The organism is Phenylobacterium sp., assembly GCF_035309685.1.
Lineage (GTDB): Bacteria > Pseudomonadota > Alphaproteobacteria > Caulobacterales > Caulobacteraceae > Phenylobacterium.
The window spans coordinates 35,949-56,634 of the sequence record NZ_DATGEX010000014.1 but is presented as its reverse complement, the minus strand read 5'-3'; the positions used below and the strand labels follow the sequence as shown (position 1 = coordinate 56,634).

The window sequence follows — 20,686 nt, the reverse complement described above, 5'->3', positions numbered from 1 at the left end:
AAGGTCTCTAGCCGGCGCGTCCGCGGAAGCGCCACATCACCGGCCGCACGATCGCCGCCCCAACCACGATCGGCGACATCAGCCAGGCGGTCAGATGCTGGCCCACGCCCACCGCGCGCTTGCGGAAGTAACGGGCCAGGCCCACGCCCTTGTGGAACTCGACCCTAATCGGGCTGGTGAGGCTGGTGTGGCCCAGATGGATCACCTCGGCCTTGGGATGGAACAGCACCTCGCCGCCGGCGCGCCGCACGCGCCAGCAGAGGTCGACGTCCTCCACGTGCAGGAAATACTTCTCGTCGAAGCCGCCGACCGCGTCGAAATCCTCGCGGCGCATGCAGAAACAGGCGCCCGAGATGGTCGGCACCGGGGTCGGGCCGTCCGGCAGGGGCTGGCCCTCCCAATGCACCTCGTGACGCCGCCAGGCAGGCGCCATCTCGGCCAGCCGGCTGAGCGACAGCAGCGCATTGACCAGCGTGATGTCGCCGCGTCGCGCGCCCCGCTGTTCGGTGAGGTCGGCGTTCAGCACCCGGCCGCCGACGATGCAGGGCGCCGGCCGCTCGGCGATCTCGCGGGCCAGCTCGGCTATGCAGCGCGGCCTCAGGAACGCGTCGGGGTTGAGGAACACCAGGATATCGCCCTTGGCGGTCCGCGCGCCCAGGTTGGCGCCCCGGGCGAAGCCGATGTTGCCATGGCCGCTCAAGAGCGCCACCCGACGGTCGCGGTCCGCCAGGCCCTTCAGCCGCGCGCCGTCTTCGCCGGTCGAACCGTTGTCGACGATCACCAATTCGTCCACCAGCGGATCACCCAGGACCCGCTCGATGCTCTCCTGCAGCGCGGCGCCGGTCATGAACACGACCATGACGACTGAGACACTGCGCCGCCCGGCCTTGAAGCCGGGGAAATCCGGGGTCGGCGCAGGCTCTACGGCGACGATCGGGGCGGCGATGCCGTTCATCCAGCCTCCAAGGCGCCGGGCGCGCCGGAGGGCTGCGATTCAGCCGCCCCAGCCTGCGAATCAGCATCGGGCGGACTGGCTTGCGTGGCAAGCAGGTTCGCCGCTGCCGAGAGTTCGAGAATCTGCTGCCCGTCGGAGCCCAGCCGGCGCAGCGCCACCTTGCCCTCTTCCGCCTCGCGGCGGCCGACGACGGCGATCACCGGCACCTTGGCGAGGCTGTGCTCGCGGATCTTCAGATTGATCTTCTCGTTGCGCAGGTCGAGTTCCACACGCAGCCCCTTGGCCCTCAGCGCCGCGGCCGCCTTATGGGCGAAGTCGTCGGCGTCGGACGTGATTGTGGCGATCGTAACCTGAACGGGAGCCAACCAGAGGGGGAACGCCCCGGCATAGCTTTCGATCATCACGCCCAGGAACCGCTCCATCGAGCCGCAGATCGCCCGGTGCAGCATGACCGGGCGGTGCTTCTCGCCATCCTCTCCGACATATTCGGCGTCCAGGCGCTCGGGCAGCACATAGTCGAGCTGCAGCGTGCCGCACTGCCAGGTGCGGCCGATGGCGTCGCGCAGGTGGAACTCCAGTTTGGGGCCATAGAAGGCGCCCTCGCCCGGCAACAGTTCGATCTCGGCGATCCCGGCGTTTTTGGCCGCGCGCTCCAGCTTCTGCTCGGCGATATCCCAGACCTCGTCCGTGCCGAATCGAAGCTCCGGCCGCAGCGCGAGTTTCACCGCGTGCAGCTCCAGGCCGCAGTCGCGGTAGACGCTCTCCAGCAGGCGCACGAACTTCGTCGACTCCTCCTCGATCTGGTCCTCGCGGCAGAAGATGTGCGCGTCGTCCTGGGTGAAGGCCCGCACGCGGAAGATGCCGTGCAGCGCGCCCGAGGGCTCATAGCGGTGGCAGGCGCCGAACTCGGCCATGCGCAGCGGCAGGTCGCGGTAGGACTTCTGGCCGTGGTTGAAGATCTGCACGTGGCCCGGGCAGTTCATCGGCTTGACGGCCAGGACCTCGCCCTCCTCCGTCTCGCAGGTGAACATGTTCTTGCCGAACTTCTCCCAGTGCCCGGACTTCTCCCAAAGCACCCGGTCCATGATCTGGGGCGCCTTGACCTCCACATAGCCGTCGGCGTCCAGGCGGCGGCGCATGTAGGCCTCCACCGTGCGGTAGAGCGTCCAGCCCTTGGGGTGCCAGAAGATCATCCCCTTGGCCTCTTCCTGCAGGTGGAAGAGGTCCATGGCCTTGGCGATCTTGCGGTGGTCGCGCTTCTCGGCCTCTTCGATGCGGTGCAGGTAGGCCGCCAGGTCCTCTTCCGAGGCCCAGGCCGTGCCGTAGATCCGCTGCAGCATCGGGTTGCGGTGGTCGCCCCGCCAATAGGCCCCGGCGAGCTTGGTCAGCTTGAACGCCTTGCCCACGAACTTCGTCGAGGGGAAATGCGGGCCGCGGCAAAGGTCCTTCCAGTTCCCCTGGCGATAGACGCTGACATCCTCGCCGGCCGGGATGCCTTCGATGATCTCGGCCTTGTAGGCCTCGCCGATTGACTTGAAGTGACTGATCGCCTCGTCGCGCGACCAGACCTCGCGGCTGATGGCCTCGTCGCGGTCGACGATCTCCTTCATGCGCTGTTCGATCGCGCTGAGGTCGTCCAGGCTGAACGGCTCGGCGCGGGCGAAGTCGTAGTAGAAGCCGTCCTCGATCGAGGGGCCGATGGTGACTTGCGTGCCGGGGAAGAGCTCCTGCACGGCTTCGGCCATGATGTGGCTGGCGTCGTGGCGCAGGGTCTCCAGGCTTTCGCGGGCGTCGCGCGTCAGGATCTCGAAATGACCGCCGCGGGGCAGGGGGCGGTCCACGTCATAGAGTTCGCCGTCCAGCTTGATGAGCGCGGCGCGCTTGGCCAGCGACGGCGCGATGGAGGCCGCCACCGCCCTGCCCGTCGCGCCGTCGTCGTACTGGCGTTTGGAGCCGTCGGGGAAAATCAGGTCGATCATGTTTCACAGGTCCACTTGCGCGCATCGGCCCCAGAGTCCTTTGGGGGCGTCTTGCGCGGGGGCGGAACCGGGTCGAAGCCCGATCCACCGCCCCAGGGATGACAACGGCACAGCCTGCGGACAGCGAGGGCTCCCCCGCGCCACGGGCCATGGCCGATCAGGGCGTCTGCCGCATATTCCGAACAGGTCGGAAGGAACCGGCATTGCCGCCCGATCAGCGGCGAGAGCGTCAGCTTGTAGGCGCGAAGGGCGCCCCTGACGCAGCGTTCGTAGAGGTTCATGCCGGCTAAGGTCTTCCGCAGTCGGGCAGCGATTACGCTGCCACTAGCGGAGGATCAAGCTGCGCCGGCGGGGCTAGTTCGGGTCGTCGCGGTGCGCACAGCCTCGGTCACGGCCTCGAACGCGAGTAGCGTCGAGGCATGGCGGGCCGGGTAGTCCTTCACCGGGGCGAGCATGGCCAGATCCGAAAAACGTCCATCGGGCGCGGTTGCGCCCTCCTTCAACATAGCCCGAAACTGGTTACGCGCCAATTCAAGCTCGGCGAGGCTGGCCCCGATCACCTGTGCGCCGAGCACCGAAGCCGCCGCCTGGCCGAGCGCGCAGGCCTTCACGTCCTGGGCGAAATCGGCCACCTGGTCGCCGTCCACGACCACATCCACCACCACCCGGCTGCCGCACAGCTTGGCGATCTTCTCGACGCTGGCGTCGGGCGCGGCCAGCCGTCCGCTGCGTGGCAGGTTCGCCGCGAGCTTCAGCAGTTTCGCCGAATAGAGGTCGTCGATCATGCCCCCTAGATCGGGGGCCGGACGCGGACTGTCAAATATGGCCACTTGCCAGGGTCAGCGGGCGCCCTAGCGTCAAGGTCTTGAGGGGGCGTGATGACCGCAGCCACAGCCGAAGAGGCCACGCTCGTGAAAGGCCGCGACCTGTTCGGCCATCCGCGCGGCCTGGCGGTGCTGGCCGGGACCGAGTTCTGGGACCGCGTCTCGTTCCAGGGCATGCAGGCGCTGTTGACGCTCTACCTGGTGGGCCAGTTGTTCACGCCCGGCCATATCGAGAACATCGTCGGCTTCGCCGGCTTCCGCGCCGTCGTCGAGGCGGTCTTCGGCCACATGACCACGCTCGGCCTGGCGACCCAGGTGTTCGGCCTCTACGTCGGCCTGGCGATGTTCACGCCGGTGTTCGGGGGCCTGATCGGCGACCTGTGGCTGGGTCGCAAGCGCATGGTGATCATCGGCGCGCTGATGATGACCGCCGGCCACTTCTGCATGGCCTTCGATCAGTCGTTCCTGCTGGCCATGCTGCTGTTGATCTTGGGCACCGGCGCGTTGCGCGGCAACCTGCTGCCGCAGGTGGGCGAGCTCTACGCGCCGGAGGACTCACGGCGCGACACCGCCTTCCAGCTCTACTACGCCATGGTCAACCTCGGGGCCTTCGTGGCTCCGGTGGTCACCGGCGCCCTCGCCCAGAGCTTCAACTGGCACGTGGGCTTCGCCTTTGCGGGCTTTGGCATGCTGGCGGGCCTCTTCGTCTATCTCGCCGGGCAGAGCCAGGTGGTCGCTGTCACGCCCAAGCCCGCCCGCGTCGCCAAGGCGCCCAGCATCCCGCTGACCGGCGCCGATTGGCGCCGCGTGGCCGCCCTCCTCGCCCTGGTGCCCGTCGCCGCGCTGTTCTGGGTCGCGCAGTCGCAGGTCTGGAACACCTACAACCTGTGGGTCCGCGACCACGTCCAGCTGCACATCGGCAGCTTCACCGTGCCGGTCCCCTGGTTTCAGGCCATCGACGGCCTGTCGCCGTTCATCTGCCTGCCGCCGATGCTGATGTTCTGGCGCTGGCAGGCGGCGCGCGGCCGCGAGCCCGGCCAGTTCGCCAAGGCCGCCATCGGCTGCTTCATCTTCGGCGCAGGCACGCTCTGGCTGGCGGCCGCCGGCCTCGCCGCCGACGCCGACGGACGCGCGCCCATCCTGTTCGCGGTGATGTTCCACCTCGTCTCGAACCTGGGCTGGCTCTACTTCACCCCGACCATGGTCTCGCTGTTCACCCGCGCCGCGCCGACCTCGGTGGTCGCGACCCTGGTTGGGCTAAACATGTTCTCCACCACGCTGGGCAGCTTCGCCTCGGGGCGGCTCGGCAGCCTCTACGAAACCCTGCCGGCGTCGCAGTTCTGGGCCATGCATGCGGCGATCGTCGGCCTGGGCGGCGTCATCCTCCTGCTGATCGGCTGGCGCTTCGGCCCGGCCTACGGGATCACGCCTGCGGTGAAAGCCCGGCTCTGAGCGCCGCCAGCGCCAGCCGGTCGCGGGCCGCCGCGTCGAGACCGTCGAGCGTCGGCTCTGGCGCGGCCGGGCCAGCCACGATCCGGCCAGCTTCCATGTAGATCACCCGGTCGGCCAGCCGCGCGATCTCGCCGGCGTCGTGACTGACGTAGAGCGCCGGGATGGCCAGCGCCCGATGCACGCGCTCCAGATAGGGCAGGATGTCCGCCTTGGCGCCCGCGTCGAGGCTGGAGAGCGGCTCGTCCATCAGCAGCAGTTTGGGCCGGCTGAGCAGCGCCCGGCCCAGCGCGACCCGCTGACGTTCGCCGCCGGAGAGATTGGCCGGCGAGCGGCCCAGCAGGGCGCCGAGGCCCAGGAGATCGACCGTGTCGTCCAGGCCGACGCCGGCCTTCGCCGAGGTTCGCCTGGCCCCGTACAGCAGGTTCCCACGCACCGACAGGTGGGCCAGCAGGCTCGCCTCCTGGAACACCACGCCCACCGGCCGGCGGTGGGTCGGCAGGAAGGTGCGCGCGTCCTGCCAGGTCTCGCCGTCGACGCTGAGGGCGCCGGTCAACCGGGTGAGCCCGGCGATGCAGCGCAGCAGCGTGGTCTTGCCCGAGCCGGACGGGCCGCTGAGCGCGGTGATCCCGCTGGCCTCCAGCGTGAAGGCCGCATCCAGCGAAAAGCCGCCCAGGCGCCCTGCGAACCGGCCCTCGACGCCGCTCATCGCACCGCCTCATCGGTCCGGCCGTCGAGCAGCAACAGGCCCAGCAAGGCCAGGAACGAGAACGCCACCACGCCCGCCGCCAGACGGTGCGCCTCGCCGTACTGCAGGCTCTCGACCAGCTGGTAGATGCGCACCGAGATCACCTCGGTCTTGCCCGGGATGGCGCCGCCGATCATCAGCACCACCCCGAACTCGCCGATGGTGTGGGCGAAGACCAGGATGGCCGCGGTCAGGAAGCCGCGCCGGCAGAGCGGCAGGGCGACGGTGAAGAAGGCGTCGAGCGGCGACGCGCGGAGGGTGGCTGCGACCTCCATGGGTCGCGGCCCCATGGCTTCGAAGGCGCCTCGGATCGGCTGCACCGCGAAGGGCAGCGAGTAGACCATGGAACCGATCACCAGACCCTGGAAGGTGAAGGCCAGGGTACGGATTCCGAACCCATGCAGCGGCGTCATCAAGGGGCTCTGCGGGGCGATGGCGATCAGCAGGTAGAAGCCCAGCACCGACGGCGGCAGGATGATCGGCAGCGTCGTGACCGCGGCCACGATCTCCTTCCACCAGGCGCGGCGGCGCGCCAGCCACCAGGCGATAGGGGTTGCGAGAATGAGCAACAGGACCGTCGTCAGGCCCGCCAGTCTCAGCGTCGTCCAGACGACCTCGGCCACCTATTGTCCGCCCCCGTTGGTGCTAGCGAACCTCGTAGCCGTACTTCCTGATGATCGCCACCGCCTGCGGGCTTTTCAGGAAGGCGAGGAAGGCCTTGGCCGCGGCGTTGTCCTGGCCGGTCTTCAACAGGATGGCCTGTTGATCGATGGGCGCGTGGTCGGCGGCGGGCACGATCCAGCGCGAGCCGCCGGCGACGTTGATCACCTGCGAGAGCGCCACGAAGCCGAGCTCGGCGGCACCGGTGTCGACGAACTGATAGGCCTGGGTGATCGACGAGCCCTGGACGATCTTCGGCTTCAGGGCCGCATAGACCCCAAGCTTGGTCATGGTCTGGACCGCGGCGGTCCCATAGGGCGCGGCGGCCGGGTCGGCGATGGAGAGCTTGGCGAACTTGCCGCCCTTCAGGACCGCGCCGGCCCCGTCGACCAGGCCCGGCGTCCTGGAATAGAGCACCAGGCGGCCGACCGCGTAGGTGAAGCGGGCGCCCGCCACGCCCAGACCCTCTTTCTCGGCGGCGGCGGGGCGGTCGGCGTCGGCGGAGAGGAACACCTCATAGGGCGCCCCATGCGACATCTGGGCGTAGAACTGGCCCGACGAGCCGAAGCTCAAGACCGCGGTGTTGCCGGTAGAGGCCTTGAAGGCCGCCGCGATCTCCTTGGCCGGCTCGGTGAAATTGGCCGCCACCGCGACCTGGGTGTCGGCGGCGCGCGTGGCGGAGGCGCCGAACGCCACGACCGAGCCGACCGCCAACAGCACGAACATCTGAAGGCGTCGGGTGATCATGGCGGCCTCCGCTCAAGGTCAGGTGGCGAACTGCGATTTCGCCCCCTGACGATACGCGTCAAGCGATCGGCACGCCACCTGCCTAACGGTCGGCTAGAAGGTGAAGCGCACGCCCATCACCGGCGCGGCCGTCGAACTGCGGTTCAGAAAACCCGACGCCAGGCCGCCGGCCACCGCCGAGTGATTGACGCCGGCGTAGGCGTCGAAGTGCTTGTTGAAGCGATAGTCGGCGACCAGCGAGGCGTCCCACAGCGAACCCGAACAGGACGAGGCGCTGGTGTCGGAGCAGCCGTTGCCCTTGAAGCTGTTCTGGTCATACCGGTAGTAGGCGCCCGTCACGTCGAGCTTTTCGGTGACCGAATAGCGCAGACCCACCCAGGACACGACTTCCTTGCGGTGGATGGCGTAGGCGTTGTTGTTCACGAAGCTGACCACATAGCCGCCGATCCCGCGGAAGCCGTTTGGCAGGGGGTGCTTGGGGTTGGCCAGCTCGATCGCCTCGACTGCGCCGTAGATCTTGGCCTTGCCGATCACATAGCGGGCCTCGACGGCATAGGTGGTGTTGTCGGAGACCGTGCCGGCCAAGGTGCCGGGCGCGACCGCGTTCTGCGCGGCGCTGAGCGGGGACTCCGTGACCGCGTCGCTCACGTGGCTGTAGGTCAGGTCGACCGACAGCCCCTTGTAGTCGCCGCCCACGTCCATCTGGTCGGCGCGGCCGGGGAAATCGATGCCGCCCTCGAAGTTGTGCAGGTAGGCTGCGTGGACCGGCCCCTTGGCGACGACGTACTTGACGGAGGACGGGAAGCGCCCGTTCTCCGTGGCGCCCGCGCCGCCGGCGAAGCCGGAATAGCCGATCACCGAGAAAGACAGCGACTGGCTCTGCGGGTCGTACTTGGCGAAATTGTCGACCATCAAGGACGTCTGGAGACCGTAGGTGAGGGTCCCGTAGGTCTTTGACGAAACGCCCAGATAGGCCGCGCCCTGGAACAGTTGGCCCGCGCGGCTGGAATCGCCGTTGGTGGTCTGGCTGGCCAGCGGCAGGCCGTTGTCGACGATCAGGCTCCGCGAGCCGTCGCTCAGGTGTCCCGAGGTCGGCTGGAAGCCGGTTTCCAGCTTGAAGACCGCCTTGAGGTCGTCAGTGATCGGCTCGACGCCGGAGAGGCCGATCTTGGACTGTGACAGCCCGTTCGGCGAAACGGAGGTGATCGGCCGGTTGCTGTTCTTCTGGATCAGGAAGGGCAGGCCCGGCGCGTAGTAGCTGGTCAGGGGCGCGCCGTGATCCAGGTGAGCGAGACCGATGTCGATCGTCCCGTAGAGGGTGACGCCCTTCCAGGTCAGGCTGCCATCGTCCTTCTTGACGGGCGCGGGCGTCGGCTTGGGGGCCGCGTCACGTGAGGTGGCGATCGGGTCCGTCGCAGCGGCGGCGTCAGCAGACGCCGGCTTCGCGAAGGCCGCCGAGGCTAGGATGGCCACGACGCACAGCGCCAGTGTCTTGGGGGTCATCAGGAGTTGGCGGGTCATCGGGGTCTCGGATTGCGTCCCGACGGTTCTCGGCGGGTTCCGCGGCCCTTTTCCCAAAAGCGTCTGAATTTGAGGTTAATTGTGGGAATCGCGCGTCCGAGGCCGCGAGGCTAGAAGGTCTTTTGCAGCGCCAGATAATAGGAGAATTCGTTCGAGTCGCGGACGTCCTGCAACCCTCGGCCGGCGGAAAACAGCAGATGATAGTGCTCGGTGAAGTCGTAGACGCCGCCGACGTTGAAGCCGGCTGAATCGCGCCCGCCCTGATCCATGGCGGTCTGGTGGAACAGCTCCGCGCCGAGCGCCAGCTGCTTGGTGACCTGCTTCTGCAACAGCCAGCCCGCGAACCAGTAGTCCTTCTTGCCGGGCCCCGGGTTGATCCAGTAGCCGCCACCGCCATAGGTGGTCCACTCGCCGAAGTCCTTCTGCAGCCAGATGGGCAGAAAGACCCGCGTCTTGCCCGAGCCGAGACCACGGTCGGCGTTGCCGGTGGGCAGTTCCACGAGGGGGAAGACCCCGACCTGCGGGAACCAGTCCTTCTCGCCCGGCGTGATGAACCGGTACTTCGCCCCAAGCTCGATGTCGCCGATCCCGACCTGCGTACTGCCGCCCCTCGGATCATCGTAGGCCAGCGGCGCGATGACGTGCAGCTGCAGGTTCGGCGCGGCGCCATAGTTCACTTCGGTCCCCGCCAGGACTCCGGAGCTGTCGCCCTGCACATGAGTCCCGGCCGAGAAGCCGTAGACTTCCCAATGGCCCAGTTCGACGGGTTCGGGATCGTCGGTGACGAACGGCGGACCGGCCTGCGCCGCGCCCGCCAGGCTCATGGCCGCGCCGGCGACAATCGCGAGCATCCTTCGACGGAGACGCAACAGTTGCATGTAGCTCCTCGACATCAGGATTGGCCGGGCGCCGTCCGCCGCACGGCGCAGCGGCAACCTCTACTTGCCCTGCAAGAGGTCCATGAAGGGCGGAAAGGTCAGCAGGACCCCGCCGACGAACAGCAGGATCGAGGCGATATTCACGCGCGTCATGCTGACCGTGCGATCCCGCCACAGCCGACTTAGTCCGAACCACAGGATCAGCCAGAACAGGATCGCCACATCGGTGACCCCCGACAACGGGCCGGTCGGGGCCCAGAATTTGAGCCGCGCCGCCAGGGCGGGCGATGCGTCGCCCGCCAAGGCCAGGACCCCCAGGGCGAAGCATCCGGCGGCGGCGGCCAGGATCGCGGCCGCGCCCCGGCCATTGGTGATCGGGGCCTCATTCGCCGTCATGGGTTTCGCCCTTCATGATCACGATCGCCGCGCCGCCCCGGACCGGCGCGAACTTGTTCAGCATGGCTCCAAACGCGCCGGCGATCGCGGTCGTGACGAAGGCGGTTACCGCCAGCGCCATGACCGCGTTCCTGACCCCGCGGAAACGGGAAAGCTGAGCGCCGTAGCGGACGAAGATGGCGGCGACCGCGGTCAGCGTGATCGGCGCGAACCAGGCGACATGCTCCTTCCACTCCATGCCGACATCGTGCCAGCCGGAGGTCGAGGGCCGCGACATCAGCAGCTGCTTGGGATAGGCGGCAAGGTCCGTCGTCCCCGGCGGCGCGACCGCACGGTACCAGGGGTAGACGAGGTAGGCCCCCGCCAGGACCGTCAGCCAGGCCAGGGCCGCCATGGCCACCAGGTAGGCGCAGGCCAGCCGCCGCTCCTTGTCCGTCCAATGGTGGCCGGCGATTGACGTCGAGTAGAGGCCGGCGACCGCGCCGGAGAAGGCCAGCAGCAGCAGGGCGCCGAAGCCCATGCCGTGCAGCATCGTCACGGCGTCTCGGACGGTGATTTCCATGTTCGCTGCCCCGGCTGACGTGCTTCTCGACGCCTTGCACCGCAATTGTTGCGCCGGTTTGACTGGCTTGGCCAGCCGGCGCCGGGCCTATGTCCGGGGAAGGTCTAGAAGGCGAATTGGGAGCGCAACTCGACCACATGATAGTGCTGGCCGATCTCCGCGCCGGTCGGCGTCGAGAATGTCAGAGCCGAGGGCGACAGCCGATCGATCCGCACATCCTGGTAGTCGAGCATGAAGCGCACGAAGCTGTTCGGATACCAGTTGAGGCCGCCCGTCCAGATCTCCTGTTCGCCGCCACGCACAGCGTCCGCCGCCGGCGCCGAGCCGGCGGCGCCGGCGTGGTAGTTGAGGTTGAGGTCGGAGTAGCGCGCGCCGACTTCGAAGGCGCCCCATGTCCGGTCCTTCAAGCTGAAGGGGTGATTCACCGCCGGACCGTCGAAAGCCCAGCTCGTGGCGTTGAACCTGCGCTTCTCGCCCGTGAGGATGTAACCGACGTCGAGGTAGTAGCCATGGAAATCGGGATCGCTGACTCCCGCGGCGGGGTTCATCCGCTCGATCTTGATGCTCTCGTATTCGCTCTGAAGGAAGAGGCTGCCAAACTGCGCCGCGGCCTCAAGGCCCGCGGTGTCGGCGTGCCGCGAATTGATCGCGCCGGTCGAGATCAGGCGGGTCCCGTCGACCCGCAGTTCCGGACGTTCCTGCAGCGTGATGCCATAGCGCACCGCGTTCGCCGCCGTGTCCGGGCCGCCGGTGTCGGCCGGACGATCGATGTAGGAGCCGTGGACGCCCAGCTCGACCACGGCGTTGTCGGTCCGGACCGGCAGGAACCCCAGCCGCCCGATGAAGCTCAACTGACTATCGAACGGCTGACTGATGCCGGTGGCCTGGGAATTGACGACGCCCACGCCGCGTCCCGTGACAGCGGTGTTGAAGTACCATCGATCGCCATTGGCCCAGATCTCGGCGCCTTCGCGGGAGTCGCCGCCGGCAAGACCCCGGGCGACGTCAGACACCGCCGCGCGCTCAAGGAACAGCATGCTGTTGGTCGAATCCTGGTCGTCCAGGCCGTAGGACGGGGCGAAGGCGCCGATGCGGGCGTGGAACGGCTTCAGGCCTGAATACTGGATCCACATCTCGTAGACGTGGCCCGCATCCTCCTCGCCCGCGCCGCCGAACTCGTAGACGACGTTGTAGTCCCAGTCGCCGAACGCCCGGCCGTCGATGCCGATCCGCGCGCGGCGGAAGTCGGTTCCCGATGACAGATCCCGCGCGTGCGCGGTGTCGGTCGCCGCCGCGCCGCGCCGCAGATCCGTGGCGAGGGGACCCGCGCCGGCCTGGCTGTAGTCAGCGGCGTCGAAATGCACGACGGCATGCAGATTGGCGGTGAACTGGCCATCGGCGCTGGCGATCGACGGCTTGCCGGCCACGATGGTGGCGATTGCGGGCGACGGCGCCGCTGTGGCGGGTGTCTGGATGACCGCTGGCGCGGCCGGCGCGTCGATGCGGGCCTGCAACTGGTCGAGCTTGGCGGCCAGCGCCTGCACCTGCGCCCGCAGCGCCTCAATCTCCGCGTCGCGCGGGTCGACTTGGGCGTGGGCCGTGGAGGCCAGGAGGCTCAAGGCGCTCGCCGCCAGGAGCAGTCGTTTCGTCGCCATCTGTCAGATCCCCGGGCTAGAGCCAACCTGCGCTCACGCGGCGTCATGTAATCGGACCACATAGCGGCCGGCCACCCTCGCCGATGGGCGCTCTTAATCTCTACTGGATGACTAGGATTATCGTCGCATCAGTGTTTCTGGACTGTGCTCCAGTTCCGCTATGATCGCGACGCGATCGAGCCCAGGGGACCCCATGACCAAGACGCCGAATGACCGCCGAGCCTTCCTGCAACTGGCGGCCGGCGCCGTGGGAGCCCTCGGGGGCGCCGCGGCCCTGCCGCCGGGTGTCGCCAAGGCCCTGGCGCTGCCCGCCAATCGCGTCACCGGCACTATCCGCGACGTCGAGCACGTGGTGATCCTGATGCAGGAGAACCGCAGCTTCGACCACTATTTCGGGACCCTGCGCGGCGTGCGCGGCTTCGGCGACCCCAGGCCCATCGACCTGCCCAACGGCCAGCCGGTCTGGAAACAGCCGACCCTGAGCGGCGCCTCCAGCGTCAGCCCGTTCCATCTGGATACGTCGAAGACCCGCGCCGAGACCATGCGCGACCTGGACCACAGCTGGAAGGGCAGCCACGCGCGCTGGAAGCACCACGACGCCTGGGTGCCGACCAAGTCGTCGCTGACCATGGGCTACTTCACCCGCGCCGACATCCCGTTCTACTACGCACTCGCCGACGCCTTCACGATCTGCGACGCCTACCACTGCTCGATCTTCGGCCCGACCAATCCCAACCGGCTGTTCCTGTTCACCGGCACCAGCGGGCTTTCCGCCGGCGACGACAGCCGGATCGTGATCACCAATCCGGCGGAGGACAACAACAACGCCAACCCGGCGGAGGACTCGCCCAAGTTCAAGGGCCTGAAGTGGCCCACCTACGCCGAGCGGCTGCAGAAGGCCGGTGTCTCCTGGAAGGTCTATCAGGAGTACGAGAACTACGGCGACAATGGCCTCGCCTATTTCGACAACTTCCGCGGCATCGGGCCGGACTCGATCCTCTATCAGCGCGGCCGCGCCTGGTCGCCGGGCTCGACCAAGGAGAACGCCAAGGACAGCGACGGCGACCACCTGATCGCCGACTTCAAGAAGGACGTGGCGGCCGACCGCCTGCCGCAGGTCTCGTGGATCGTCACCAACTACAAGCTATCGGAGCACCCGCAGGCGACGCCCTCGGACGGGGCCTATTTCACCGCCCGGATGATCGAGGCGCTCGCCTCCAATCCCAAGGTCTGGGCCAAGACCGTCTTCATCATCAACTACGATGAGAACGACGGCTTCTTCGACCACGTGCCGCCGCCGATCCCGCCGGTGGGAACCGCAGCTGGCAAGTCCACCGTCGACCTGGCGCACGAGGACTATCACGGCGAGCCGGTGGGCCTGGGGCCGCGCGTGCCGCTGCTGGTGGTCTCGCCCTGGAGCAAGGGCGGCTACGTCAATTCCCAGCTGCACGACCACACCTCGGTGATCCGCTTCCTGGAGGCGCGCTTCGGGGTGATGGAGCCGCAGATCTCGCCCTGGCGGCGCGCGGTGACCGGCGACCTGACCAGCATGTTCGACTTCAAGACGCCGAACGGCGCGCCGACGAAGCTTCCCGACGCCTCGGGCCTGCCGAAGCGCGCGGCCCAGGCGACGGCGACCCTGCCGTTCCCGAAAGTCCCCGACACCGCGCCCGCGATGGCGCGCCAGGAGCCCGGCCAGCGGCCGGCGCGGCCGCTGCCCTACGGCTTCAACGTGTCCGGCCATCCGACCGCCGAAGGCTTCGCCCTGGTCATCGACAACACCGGCCAGGCGGGCGCCACGTTCGAATTGCGCCGGCCGCGCGGCGGCGAGCCGCGGTTCTACGCCGTCGAGGCCGGCAAGCGGCTCGAGGACGCCTTCCCGCTGGATGGTGACGCCTACGACCTGAGCCTGTTCGGCCCGAACGGTTTCCTGCGCCGCTTCAAGGGCCAGTCCGGCCCGGCCAAGCCGGGCGCCAAGGCGCAATTCGACGCCAAGGCCGGCCGGCTGCTGGTCACCCTGGAAAACCACGGGCCATCGCCCGTCAGCCTGGAGGTCACGCCCGCCGCCTACGCGAACGCGGCGCCGCGGTTGCGCCGCCTGGGACCGGGCGAGACGGCGACGGAGGCCTGGGACGTGAAGGCCAGCCACAACTGGTACGACCTGGTGGTGACCTGCGCCGAAGCGCCCAGCTTCCAGCGCCGCTTCGCCGGCCACGGCGAAGACGGCAAGCCCAGCCTGAGCGATCCGCTGCTGGGTAGGCAGGCGTAGGCCGCCTCTCTGCCGAGCGGCCCGTTAGATCGTCGTGGCCACGTGAATCCAGGCGGCGACTGTCGCCCAGGTCACGGCGGCGAAGGCCAGCAGGACCGGGATCAATTCGGCGTAGTGGTGGGGCTTCTGAAGCCCGCGCGGCGTGGACATGACGCAGCTCCTTTGCTGCCCCTAACCACTCGCTGCGCGGATTTGTTCGCCCCCTACCAGACGTGGACCCGCTTCTCCGGCGGCAGGTAGAGCTTGTCGCCGGGCTTGACGTTGAAGGCGGCGTACCAGGCGTCGACGTTGCGCACGATGCCGTTCACCCGGTACTCGGCCGGGCTGTGCGGGTTGCTCAGCAGCTGCGCCCGCAGCGCGCCCTCGCGGACCTTGTCCTGCCAGGACTGGGCATAGGCGATGAAGAAGCGCTGGTCGCCGGTCACGCCGTCGATCACCGGCGGCTCGCCGTGCTGGGCGACGTAGCGGCGATAGGCGGCGTAGGCGGCCTCGATGCCGCCGAGGTCGCCCAGGTTCTCGCCCATGGTCAGCTTGCCGTTGATATGCACGCCGGGCACAGGTTCATAGCTGTCGAACTGTGCGCCCAGGACCGCGGCGCGCTCACCGAAGGCCTTGGCGGCGTCGGCCGTCCACCAGTCGCGCACCTTTCCGGTTTCGTCGAAGTGTCGTCCCTCGTCGTCGAAGCCATGGCCCATCTCGTGGCCGATCACCGCGCCCTCGCCGCCGTAGTTGGCGGCCGGGTCGGCGCCCGGGTCGAAATAGGGCGGCTGCAGGATCGCGGCCGGGAAGGTGATCTGGTTGGCCTGCGGGTTGTAGTAGGCGTTGACCACCTGCGGGACCATGTCCCACAGGCCCTTGTCCACCGGCTTGGGATAGCGCGAAAGCTGCAGCTTCCAGTCGAACCGTTCCGCCCTGACCGCGTCGCCCAGGAGGTCGGTGCGGCTGATCTTCAGGCTTGAATAGTCGATCCATTTCTTCGGATGGCCGAGGCGCGGATCGAAGGTCGAGAGCTTGACGAGCGCGGCCTTGCGGGTGGCGTCGTCCATCCAGGCCGCGTTCCTGAACCGCTCGCCGTAGGCCGCCGTCAGGTTGGCCACCAGCTCGGCCGTCTGCTTCTCCGCCTCCGGCGGGAAGTGCTCGGCCACATAGATGCGGCCCACCTCCTCGCCCAGGTCGCGGTTGATCAGCTGGACGCCGCGCTTCCAGCGTTCGCGCTGCACCGGGACGTCGCGCAGGGTGTGCGAGAAGAAGTCGAAATTGGCCTGGTCGAAGGCGTGCGGCAGGTATTGGGCATGGGTGCGGATGAAGTGGTAGGCGAGGTAGTCCTTCCACACCGCCAGCGGCGTCGAGGCGAGCAGCTCGCCCGCGGCCTTCACCTCGCTGGGTTCGGACACCAGCACCTTCCTCGGCGCGCCAAGCCCGGTCGAGGCGAACATCGCCGCCCAGGGGAACTGCGGCGCCGTGGCCGTGAGCTTCGCCAGGTCCATCGGATTGTTGACCTTGTCGACGTCACGGGTCTCTTCCGGCTTCCAGTGAGCCTCGGCGATCTTGTGTTCGAGCGCGATGATCGCATCGGCCTTGGCGGCGGCGTTCTTGATGCCGGCCAGCGTCTGGATCTTGATCACATAGTCCCGGTAGGCCTTGCGGTAGCCGTCGTACTTGGCGCCCTCGCGCAGGTAGTAGTCGCGGTTGGGCAGGCCCAGGCCCGACTGGTCGAGGCCGACCACATAGACGTCGGGGTTGTCGAAGTCGGGACCGATGCTGACATTGACCGGGCTCTCGAAGCCGGGCTGGGCGAACAGCTTGGCGACATCGGCCTTGCTCTTCGCCGCGGCGATCCTGGCGAGGTAGGGCTTGAGCGGCGCGGCGCCGCGCGCCTCGATCCCCTTCTCGTCCATCCAGGCGGCGTAGAAGTCGCCGACCCGGCGGCCGCCCGGCCCGGCCTTGGTCGGATCCTTGGCCAGGTCCTCGACGATTCTGTGCACGTCGCGCTCGGCCTGGTCGGCCAGCACCACGTCGACGCCCGCGGAGATGCGATCCGGCGCGATCTGGGTCCGCTTGTCCCAGCCGCCGTTGACGTATTTGAAGAAGTCGTCGCCCGGCTTCACCGAGGCGTCCATGGACGTGGCGTCATAGCCCCAGGTCCCGAACTTCGCCTTGCCGGCGCCCAGCGCTTGCGGCGCGGCGCCCACGATGGCGAGCGCGCAGCCCGCGAGAACCCCCGAGAGAAGCAAAGTCTTGAACTTCAAGGAAACACCCTCCGCTGACAGGAGGGCGACAGTACACGCCGCGTCCGGCGAGGCAACGCGGCCGGCGGGCCGGTCCGCAGCTTACCGCCGCCGGCCCTTGGCCTTCGCCGGGACCTCTTCCTTGCGCGCCGCCCACAGGCTCTCGGCGCGGGCCTTCAGCGCCTCGTTCATCTCCACGAAGGCGCGGTAGATGGTGCGGCCCATGGGCTTGGCGAGCGTCGGGCCGAGCAGGCCGCCGATGATCTCGCCGTTCGAGACGATGCAGCCCTCGGTGGCCAGGGCCTCGATCTCGAAGAAGCGGATCGTCCGCACCAGGCCGCCGATCATGGTCAGCCGCCAGTGCAGCTGCTCGTTCGGCACCCACTCCAGCACGCTCGGCCGGATCACCTCGGGGTCCCGGCCGGGCAGGGCGAGCGTCATTTCCAGCACCGAGCCGATGTGGATGTCGCCGGACGCCTTGGTGTAGAGCGGGTTCCACTCGTCCCAGGCCTTCAGGTCGGAGAGCGCCTCCCAGATCACCTCGGCCGGCGCCTGGATGCCCACGCGGTGCTCGATCCGCAGGCCCTTGGGCGGCTTGGGCGGCGGCAGGCCCATCTTCATCGGCTTGGGGCCCAGCCGGGTGACCGAGCCGCTGGTTCCAAAGGGTCCGGCTTTCAGGTTCAGAGGGGGTGGCACCGGCATCAGGCCTGCTCCTTCATCCGCCAGGTGGCGCCGGCGGGTCCGTCCATGACCTCTACATTTAGCGCTGTAAGTTCGGCGCGAATACGGTCGGCTTGCGCCCAGTCCTTGGCGGCGCGGGCGGCGTCGCGGGCGCCCACGAGGCCGTCGATCTGCGCCTTCAGCCCCTCGTCGGCGCCGCCCTGGAACCAGACCTGAGGGTCCTGGGTGAGGAAGCCCATGACCGACGCCAGGGCCGTCAGGTCCTGCTTCAGGGCCGAGGCGTTGGGCGCGCCCTTGCGGACCGCGGCGTCCAGGTCGGTGGCGAGCTTCTTCAGGAGCGCCATGGCGGCCGGCGTATTGAGGTCGTCGAGCAGGGGCTCCAGCTGGTCTTCCAGCAGCGCCCCGCTGCCGCCCGCCTCGATGTGCCGCGCCCGGCCGAGCACGCCGTAGAGGTGGTCCAGCGAATTGCGCGCCTGGGCGAGCGCGTCGTCGGTCCAGCTGAGCGGCTGGCGGTAGTGCGCGCCCAACAGCGCCCAGCGGATCACCTCGCCCGGCTGCTGCTTCAACAGGTCGTGCGCCAGGGTCACATTGCCGAGGCTCTTGCTCATCTTCTCCTCGCCCATGTTGAGGAAGCCGTTGTGCAGCCAGTAGTGGGCGTAGGTCCCGTGCTGGTGGCCGTCGCACATCCCTTGGGCCAGCTCGTTCTCATGATGCGGGAAGACCAGGTCGATGCCGCCGCCGTGGATGTCGATGGGGAGGCCGAGCTCCTGCTCGATCATCGCCGAGCACTCGATGTGCCAGCCGGGCCGGCCGGGGCCCCAGGGGCTCTCCCACTCCGGCTCGCCGGGCTTGGAGGGCTTCCAGAGCACGAAGTCGGCCGGGTGCTGCTTGTAGGGCGCGACCTCGACGCGGGCGCCGGCGATCATCTCGTCCAGCGGCCGGCCCGACAGCTTGCCGTAGTCGCTGAACGCCTGGGTGTTGAACAGCACATGGCCTTCGGCGGCATAGGCCGAGTTGTTGCGGACCAGCCGGCCGATCATCGCGACGATGGCGTCCATGGTCTTGGTCGCCCGCGGCTGGGCGGTCGGCGGCAAGGCGCCCAGCGCCGCGGCGTCGCCGTTGTAGGCGGCCAGATACCTGTCGGTGATCGCCTCGATCGGCACGCCTTCCTCGGCGGCCTTGGCGTTGATCTTGTCGTCGACGTCGGTGACGTTGGCCGCATAGATGACGGCGGCCTCGCCATAGAGCCGGCGCAGCAGGCGGAACAGCACATCGAACACCACGACGGGCCGGAAATTGCCGATGTGGCTGTAATTGTAGACCGTCGGCCCGCAGACATACATCGTCACCCGCCGGGGATCGGAAGGGACGAAGGGCCGCTTTTGGCGGGCCATGGTGTCGTACAGCTGAAGCGACATCGATCTTTTCTAACGCAGGGTCACGGTTGCCCGGATGCGGGTTGGGCCCATATACAGATGGGCGGATCGGGAAGCCACGGGAACTCCTCAGGCGTTTCCCCATCCAAGCTAAGGGTGGCCACGCGTATTTCCGGGACCTTCGTCCCGGCGCAACTCAGCCCTGGAAAGAACCTCTCCCGCCATGGACGCAATCCGCGACCGAACCCTGGTCGGTTCAACTGACCTTGATCTTGACGCCGTGAAGCGCCCCTCCCGCGAGGAAGCGATGGCGGCGGTCCGCACGCTGATCGCCTGGGCCGGCGACGACCCCCGCCGCGAGGGCGTCATCGACACCCCCAAGCGCGTGGTCGACGCGTTTGGCGAATGGTTCGAGGGCTACACCGCCGACCCGGCCAAGGAGCTCTCCCGCACCTTCGAGGACGTGCAGGGCTACGACGACATCGTCATGCTGCGCGAGATCGAGGTGGAGAGCCACTGCGAGCACCACATGGCGCCGTTCCTGGGCAAGGCCTACGTGGCCTACATGCCGACCAACCGCGTGGTCGGCATCTCCAAGATCGCCCGGGTGGTCGAGATCTTCGCCAAGCGTCTCCAGACCCAGGAGACCATGACCCAGCAGATCGCCGACGCCATCACCGACAGCCTGCGCCCGGCCGGCGTCGCCGTGCTGATCGACGCCAACCACCAGTGCATGTCGACGCGCGGCGTCCACCACCGCCACGTCTCGACCATCACCACCCAGTTCACCGGCGTCTTCAAGACCGACCCGACGCTGCGCCAGAGGTTCCTGGATTTCGTGAATAGGAAATAGTCCGCGGCGTCAGGGGTTGGTGAGCGGGTTGGTCGGCTCACCCTCGCCGGGCGCACGTGGCGGATGCACGATCGTCACCAGGACGAAGCTCAGCAGGATCAAGAGGTACCAGGCCCCCAGCTTGCCGATCGGCACCAGGGCCCAGCCGTGCTTCTGGCTGGGATAGATCCAGGCGGCGGTGAAGGTGCCGATGTTCTCGGCGAACCAGATGAACAGCGCCACGAGAACCAAGCCCATCAGCACCGGCATGCGCCTGGCCGTGCGGTCCGGCGTGAAGGTGAACCAGGATCGCCAGAACATCGCGACCGAGGCGGCATAGAGGCCCCAGCGGATGTCGGGCAGATAGTGGTGGCTGAAGAAATTGACGTAGCTCGCCACCGCCAGCAGCCACGGCGCCCAGTGTGGCGGCCAGCGGATGAAGCGGATTTCGAACAGCCGCAGGGTGCGGGCAATGTAGGAGCCGATCGCCCCGTACATGAAGCCCGAGAACAGCGGCACGCCGCCGATCCGAAGCAGGCTGGGTTCCGGATAGATCCACGACCCATGCGCGGTCTTGAAGATCTCCATGCAGGTGCCGACCACGTGGAAGATCAGGATAACGGCGGCCTCGTCCCACCGCTCCAGCCGGGTGGCCAGCAGGAAGGCCTGGATCGCCACCGCGCTCAGCACCAGGAAATCGTAGCGCGCGATGGGTGCGTGCGAGGGCCAGAGGTAGTGGGTGGCGATGATCAGCCCCAGCATCGCCGCGCCGAACAGACAGGCCCAGGCCTGCTTCAGGCCGAACAGCAGGAACTCGTAGAGCCCGCCCCGCAGCCGCGAGCGCTGCGCCCAGGGCCGGACGCCCGCGTCCACGGCGATGACGCGGCCCTTGATCCGATCCTTCAGACTCATCGCCGTCAGGCTAG

Annotated in this window: 20 protein-coding genes; 3 read left to right on the top strand and 17 right to left on the bottom strand. The window is 68.1% G+C overall.

Annotated features, from left to right (window positions below; translation table 11 throughout):
• Positions 1-7 precede the first annotated feature (7 nt).
• From VKQ35_RS03520 to VKQ35_RS03505, 4 genes are read right to left on the bottom strand one after another with little or no spacing between them, the layout of a single operon-like run.
• Positions 8-955 (bottom strand): glycosyltransferase family 2 protein, encoded by a 948-nt coding sequence (locus tag VKQ35_RS03520; protein ID WP_324358670.1) that lies wholly within the window; start codon positions 953-955, stop codon positions 8-10.
• Positions 952-2,934, bottom strand: coding sequence for a threonine--tRNA ligase (thrS, locus tag VKQ35_RS03515; RefSeq protein WP_324358669.1), 1,983 nt, complete (start codon positions 2,932-2,934; stop codon positions 952-954). The genes VKQ35_RS03520 and thrS overlap by 4 nt, the downstream gene beginning before the upstream one ends.
• Positions 2,931-3,215, bottom strand: coding sequence for a membrane protein insertion efficiency factor YidD (gene yidD / locus VKQ35_RS03510; protein WP_324358668.1), 285 nt, complete (start codon positions 3,213-3,215; stop codon positions 2,931-2,933). Before yidD ends, thrS begins: the two co-directional genes overlap by 4 nt.
• A 54-nt stretch (positions 3,216-3,269) precedes the next feature.
• Positions 3,270-3,719, bottom strand: coding sequence for an iron-sulfur cluster assembly scaffold protein (locus tag VKQ35_RS03505; RefSeq protein ID WP_324358667.1), 450 nt, complete (start codon positions 3,717-3,719; stop codon positions 3,270-3,272).
• Between the two features lie 93 nt (positions 3,720-3,812).
• Between VKQ35_RS03505 and VKQ35_RS03500 the strand changes: the two genes are divergently transcribed.
• Positions 3,813-5,210: a peptide MFS transporter gene (locus tag VKQ35_RS03500; protein ID WP_324358666.1), complete on the top strand. Its 1,398-nt coding sequence runs from the start codon at positions 3,813-3,815 to the stop codon at positions 5,208-5,210.
• On the opposite strand, the gene modC is transcribed toward VKQ35_RS03500, so the two are convergent.
• The 8 genes from modC to VKQ35_RS03460 form a co-directional block, all read right to left on the bottom strand.
• Complete coding sequence (gene modC / locus VKQ35_RS03495; RefSeq protein ID WP_324358665.1) at positions 5,182-5,916, bottom strand: molybdenum ABC transporter ATP-binding protein; 735 nt, start codon at positions 5,914-5,916, stop codon at positions 5,182-5,184. The genes VKQ35_RS03500 and modC overlap by 29 nt on opposite strands.
• Positions 5,913-6,578 carry a molybdate ABC transporter permease subunit gene (gene modB / locus VKQ35_RS03490; protein WP_324358664.1) on the bottom strand — a complete coding sequence of 222 codons (666 nt, stop codon included), beginning with the start codon at positions 6,576-6,578 and terminating at the stop codon, positions 5,913-5,915. The genes modC and modB overlap by 4 nt, the downstream gene beginning before the upstream one ends.
• Before the next feature lie 22 nt (positions 6,579-6,600).
• The gene (modA, locus tag VKQ35_RS03485; protein WP_324358663.1) at positions 6,601-7,362 is read right to left on the bottom strand and encodes a molybdate ABC transporter substrate-binding protein; all 762 of its coding nucleotides are present in this window, start codon (positions 7,360-7,362) and stop codon (positions 6,601-6,603) included.
• Between the two features lie 93 nt (positions 7,363-7,455).
• A complete protein-coding gene (locus VKQ35_RS03480; protein ID WP_324358662.1) occupies positions 7,456-8,883 on the bottom strand; it encodes a porin in 1,428 nt (475 codons plus the stop codon).
• Between the two features lie 110 nt (positions 8,884-8,993).
• Positions 8,994-9,734, bottom strand: coding sequence for a hypothetical protein (locus tag VKQ35_RS03475; protein WP_324358661.1), 741 nt, complete (start codon positions 9,732-9,734; stop codon positions 8,994-8,996).
• Positions 9,735-9,821: 87 nt separating this feature from the next.
• The gene (locus tag VKQ35_RS03470) at positions 9,822-10,157 is read right to left on the bottom strand and encodes a hypothetical protein (protein ID WP_324358660.1); all 336 of its coding nucleotides are present in this window, start codon (positions 10,155-10,157) and stop codon (positions 9,822-9,824) included.
• On the bottom strand, positions 10,144-10,719 hold the full coding sequence (locus VKQ35_RS03465) for a hypothetical protein (protein ID WP_324358659.1): 576 nt from the start codon (positions 10,717-10,719) through the stop codon (positions 10,144-10,146). The genes VKQ35_RS03470 and VKQ35_RS03465 overlap by 14 nt, the downstream gene beginning before the upstream one ends.
• Positions 10,720-10,823: 104 nt before the next feature.
• Positions 10,824-12,374 carry an OprO/OprP family phosphate-selective porin gene (locus tag VKQ35_RS03460; protein ID WP_324358658.1) on the bottom strand — a complete coding sequence of 517 codons (1,551 nt, stop codon included), beginning with the start codon at positions 12,372-12,374 and terminating at the stop codon, positions 10,824-10,826.
• 193 nt (positions 12,375-12,567) lie between these two features.
• Between VKQ35_RS03460 and VKQ35_RS03455 the strand changes: the two genes are divergently transcribed.
• Positions 12,568-14,643, top strand: a complete 2,076-nt coding sequence (locus VKQ35_RS03455) for a phosphocholine-specific phospholipase C (RefSeq protein WP_324358657.1) — start codon at positions 12,568-12,570, stop codon at positions 14,641-14,643.
• 24 nt (positions 14,644-14,667) lie between these two features.
• Here the strand turns inward: VKQ35_RS03455 and VKQ35_RS03450 are convergent, their stop codons facing one another.
• The 4 genes from VKQ35_RS03450 to cysS all read right to left on the bottom strand — a co-directional run bounded on the left by VKQ35_RS03450 (position 14,668) and on the right by cysS (position 18,970).
• Positions 14,668-14,793, bottom strand: coding sequence for a hypothetical protein (locus tag VKQ35_RS03450; RefSeq protein ID WP_324358656.1), 126 nt, complete (start codon positions 14,791-14,793; stop codon positions 14,668-14,670).
• Between the two features lie 53 nt (positions 14,794-14,846).
• Entirely contained in the window at positions 14,847-16,892 is a 2,046-nt protein-coding gene (locus VKQ35_RS03445; protein WP_324358655.1) for a M13 family metallopeptidase, read from the bottom strand.
• 81 nt (positions 16,893-16,973) lie between these two features.
• Positions 16,974-17,573 carry an SRPBCC domain-containing protein gene (locus tag VKQ35_RS03440; protein ID WP_324358654.1) on the bottom strand — a complete coding sequence of 200 codons (600 nt, stop codon included), beginning with the start codon at positions 17,571-17,573 and terminating at the stop codon, positions 16,974-16,976.
• Positions 17,573-18,970, bottom strand: a complete 1,398-nt coding sequence (gene cysS, locus VKQ35_RS03435; RefSeq protein ID WP_324358653.1) for a cysteine--tRNA ligase — start codon at positions 18,968-18,970, stop codon at positions 17,573-17,575. The genes VKQ35_RS03440 and cysS overlap by 1 nt, the downstream gene beginning before the upstream one ends.
• A 181-nt stretch (positions 18,971-19,151) precedes the next feature.
• On the opposite strand from cysS, the gene folE reads away from it, so the two are divergent.
• Positions 19,152-19,781 carry a GTP cyclohydrolase I FolE gene (folE, locus tag VKQ35_RS03430; RefSeq protein ID WP_324358652.1) on the top strand — a complete coding sequence of 210 codons (630 nt, stop codon included), beginning with the start codon at positions 19,152-19,154 and terminating at the stop codon, positions 19,779-19,781.
• A gap of 9 nt (positions 19,782-19,790) precedes the next feature.
• On the opposite strand, the gene VKQ35_RS03425 is transcribed toward folE, so the two are convergent.
• Positions 19,791-20,672, bottom strand: a complete 882-nt coding sequence (locus VKQ35_RS03425; protein ID WP_324358651.1) for a DUF817 domain-containing protein — start codon at positions 20,670-20,672, stop codon at positions 19,791-19,793.
• Positions 20,673-20,686: the final 14 nt, after the last annotated feature.

Bases quoted from the DNA above. Each gene is read 5' to 3' on its own strand.
- VKQ35_RS03520 (WP_324358670.1), bottom strand. From the start codon at position 955: ATGAACGGCATCGCCGCCCCGATCGTCGCCGTAGAGCCTGCGCCGACC.
- thrS (WP_324358669.1), bottom strand. From the start codon at position 2,934: ATGATCGACCTGATTTTCCCCGACGGCTCCAAACGCCAGTACGACGAC.
- yidD (WP_324358668.1), bottom strand. From the start codon at position 3,215: ATGAACCTCTACGAACGCTGCGTCAGGGGCGCCCTTCGCGCCTACAAG.
- VKQ35_RS03505 (WP_324358667.1), bottom strand. From the start codon at position 3,719: ATGATCGACGACCTCTATTCGGCGAAACTGCTGAAGCTCGCGGCGAAC.
- VKQ35_RS03500 (WP_324358666.1), top strand. From the start codon at position 3,813: ATGACCGCAGCCACAGCCGAAGAGGCCACGCTCGTGAAAGGCCGCGAC.
- modC (WP_324358665.1), bottom strand. From the start codon at position 5,916: ATGAGCGGCGTCGAGGGCCGGTTCGCAGGGCGCCTGGGCGGCTTTTCG.
- modA (WP_324358663.1), bottom strand. From the start codon at position 7,362: ATGATCACCCGACGCCTTCAGATGTTCGTGCTGTTGGCGGTCGGCTCG.
- VKQ35_RS03480 (WP_324358662.1), bottom strand. From the start codon at position 8,883: ATGACCCGCCAACTCCTGATGACCCCCAAGACACTGGCGCTGTGCGTC.
- VKQ35_RS03475 (WP_324358661.1), bottom strand. From the start codon at position 9,734: ATGCTCGCGATTGTCGCCGGCGCGGCCATGAGCCTGGCGGGCGCGGCG.
- VKQ35_RS03470 (WP_324358660.1), bottom strand. From the start codon at position 10,157: ATGACGGCGAATGAGGCCCCGATCACCAATGGCCGGGGCGCGGCCGCG.
- VKQ35_RS03465 (WP_324358659.1), bottom strand. From the start codon at position 10,719: ATGGAAATCACCGTCCGAGACGCCGTGACGATGCTGCACGGCATGGGC.
- VKQ35_RS03460 (WP_324358658.1), bottom strand. From the start codon at position 12,374: ATGGCGACGAAACGACTGCTCCTGGCGGCGAGCGCCTTGAGCCTCCTG.
- VKQ35_RS03455 (WP_324358657.1), top strand. From the start codon at position 12,568: ATGACCAAGACGCCGAATGACCGCCGAGCCTTCCTGCAACTGGCGGCC.
- VKQ35_RS03450 (WP_324358656.1), bottom strand. From the start codon at position 14,793: ATGTCCACGCCGCGCGGGCTTCAGAAGCCCCACCACTACGCCGAATTG.
- VKQ35_RS03440 (WP_324358654.1), bottom strand. From the start codon at position 17,573: ATGCCGGTGCCACCCCCTCTGAACCTGAAAGCCGGACCCTTTGGAACC.
- cysS (WP_324358653.1), bottom strand. From the start codon at position 18,970: ATGTCGCTTCAGCTGTACGACACCATGGCCCGCCAAAAGCGGCCCTTC.
- folE (WP_324358652.1), top strand. From the start codon at position 19,152: ATGGACGCAATCCGCGACCGAACCCTGGTCGGTTCAACTGACCTTGAT.
- VKQ35_RS03425 (WP_324358651.1), bottom strand. From the start codon at position 20,672: ATGAGTCTGAAGGATCGGATCAAGGGCCGCGTCATCGCCGTGGACGCG.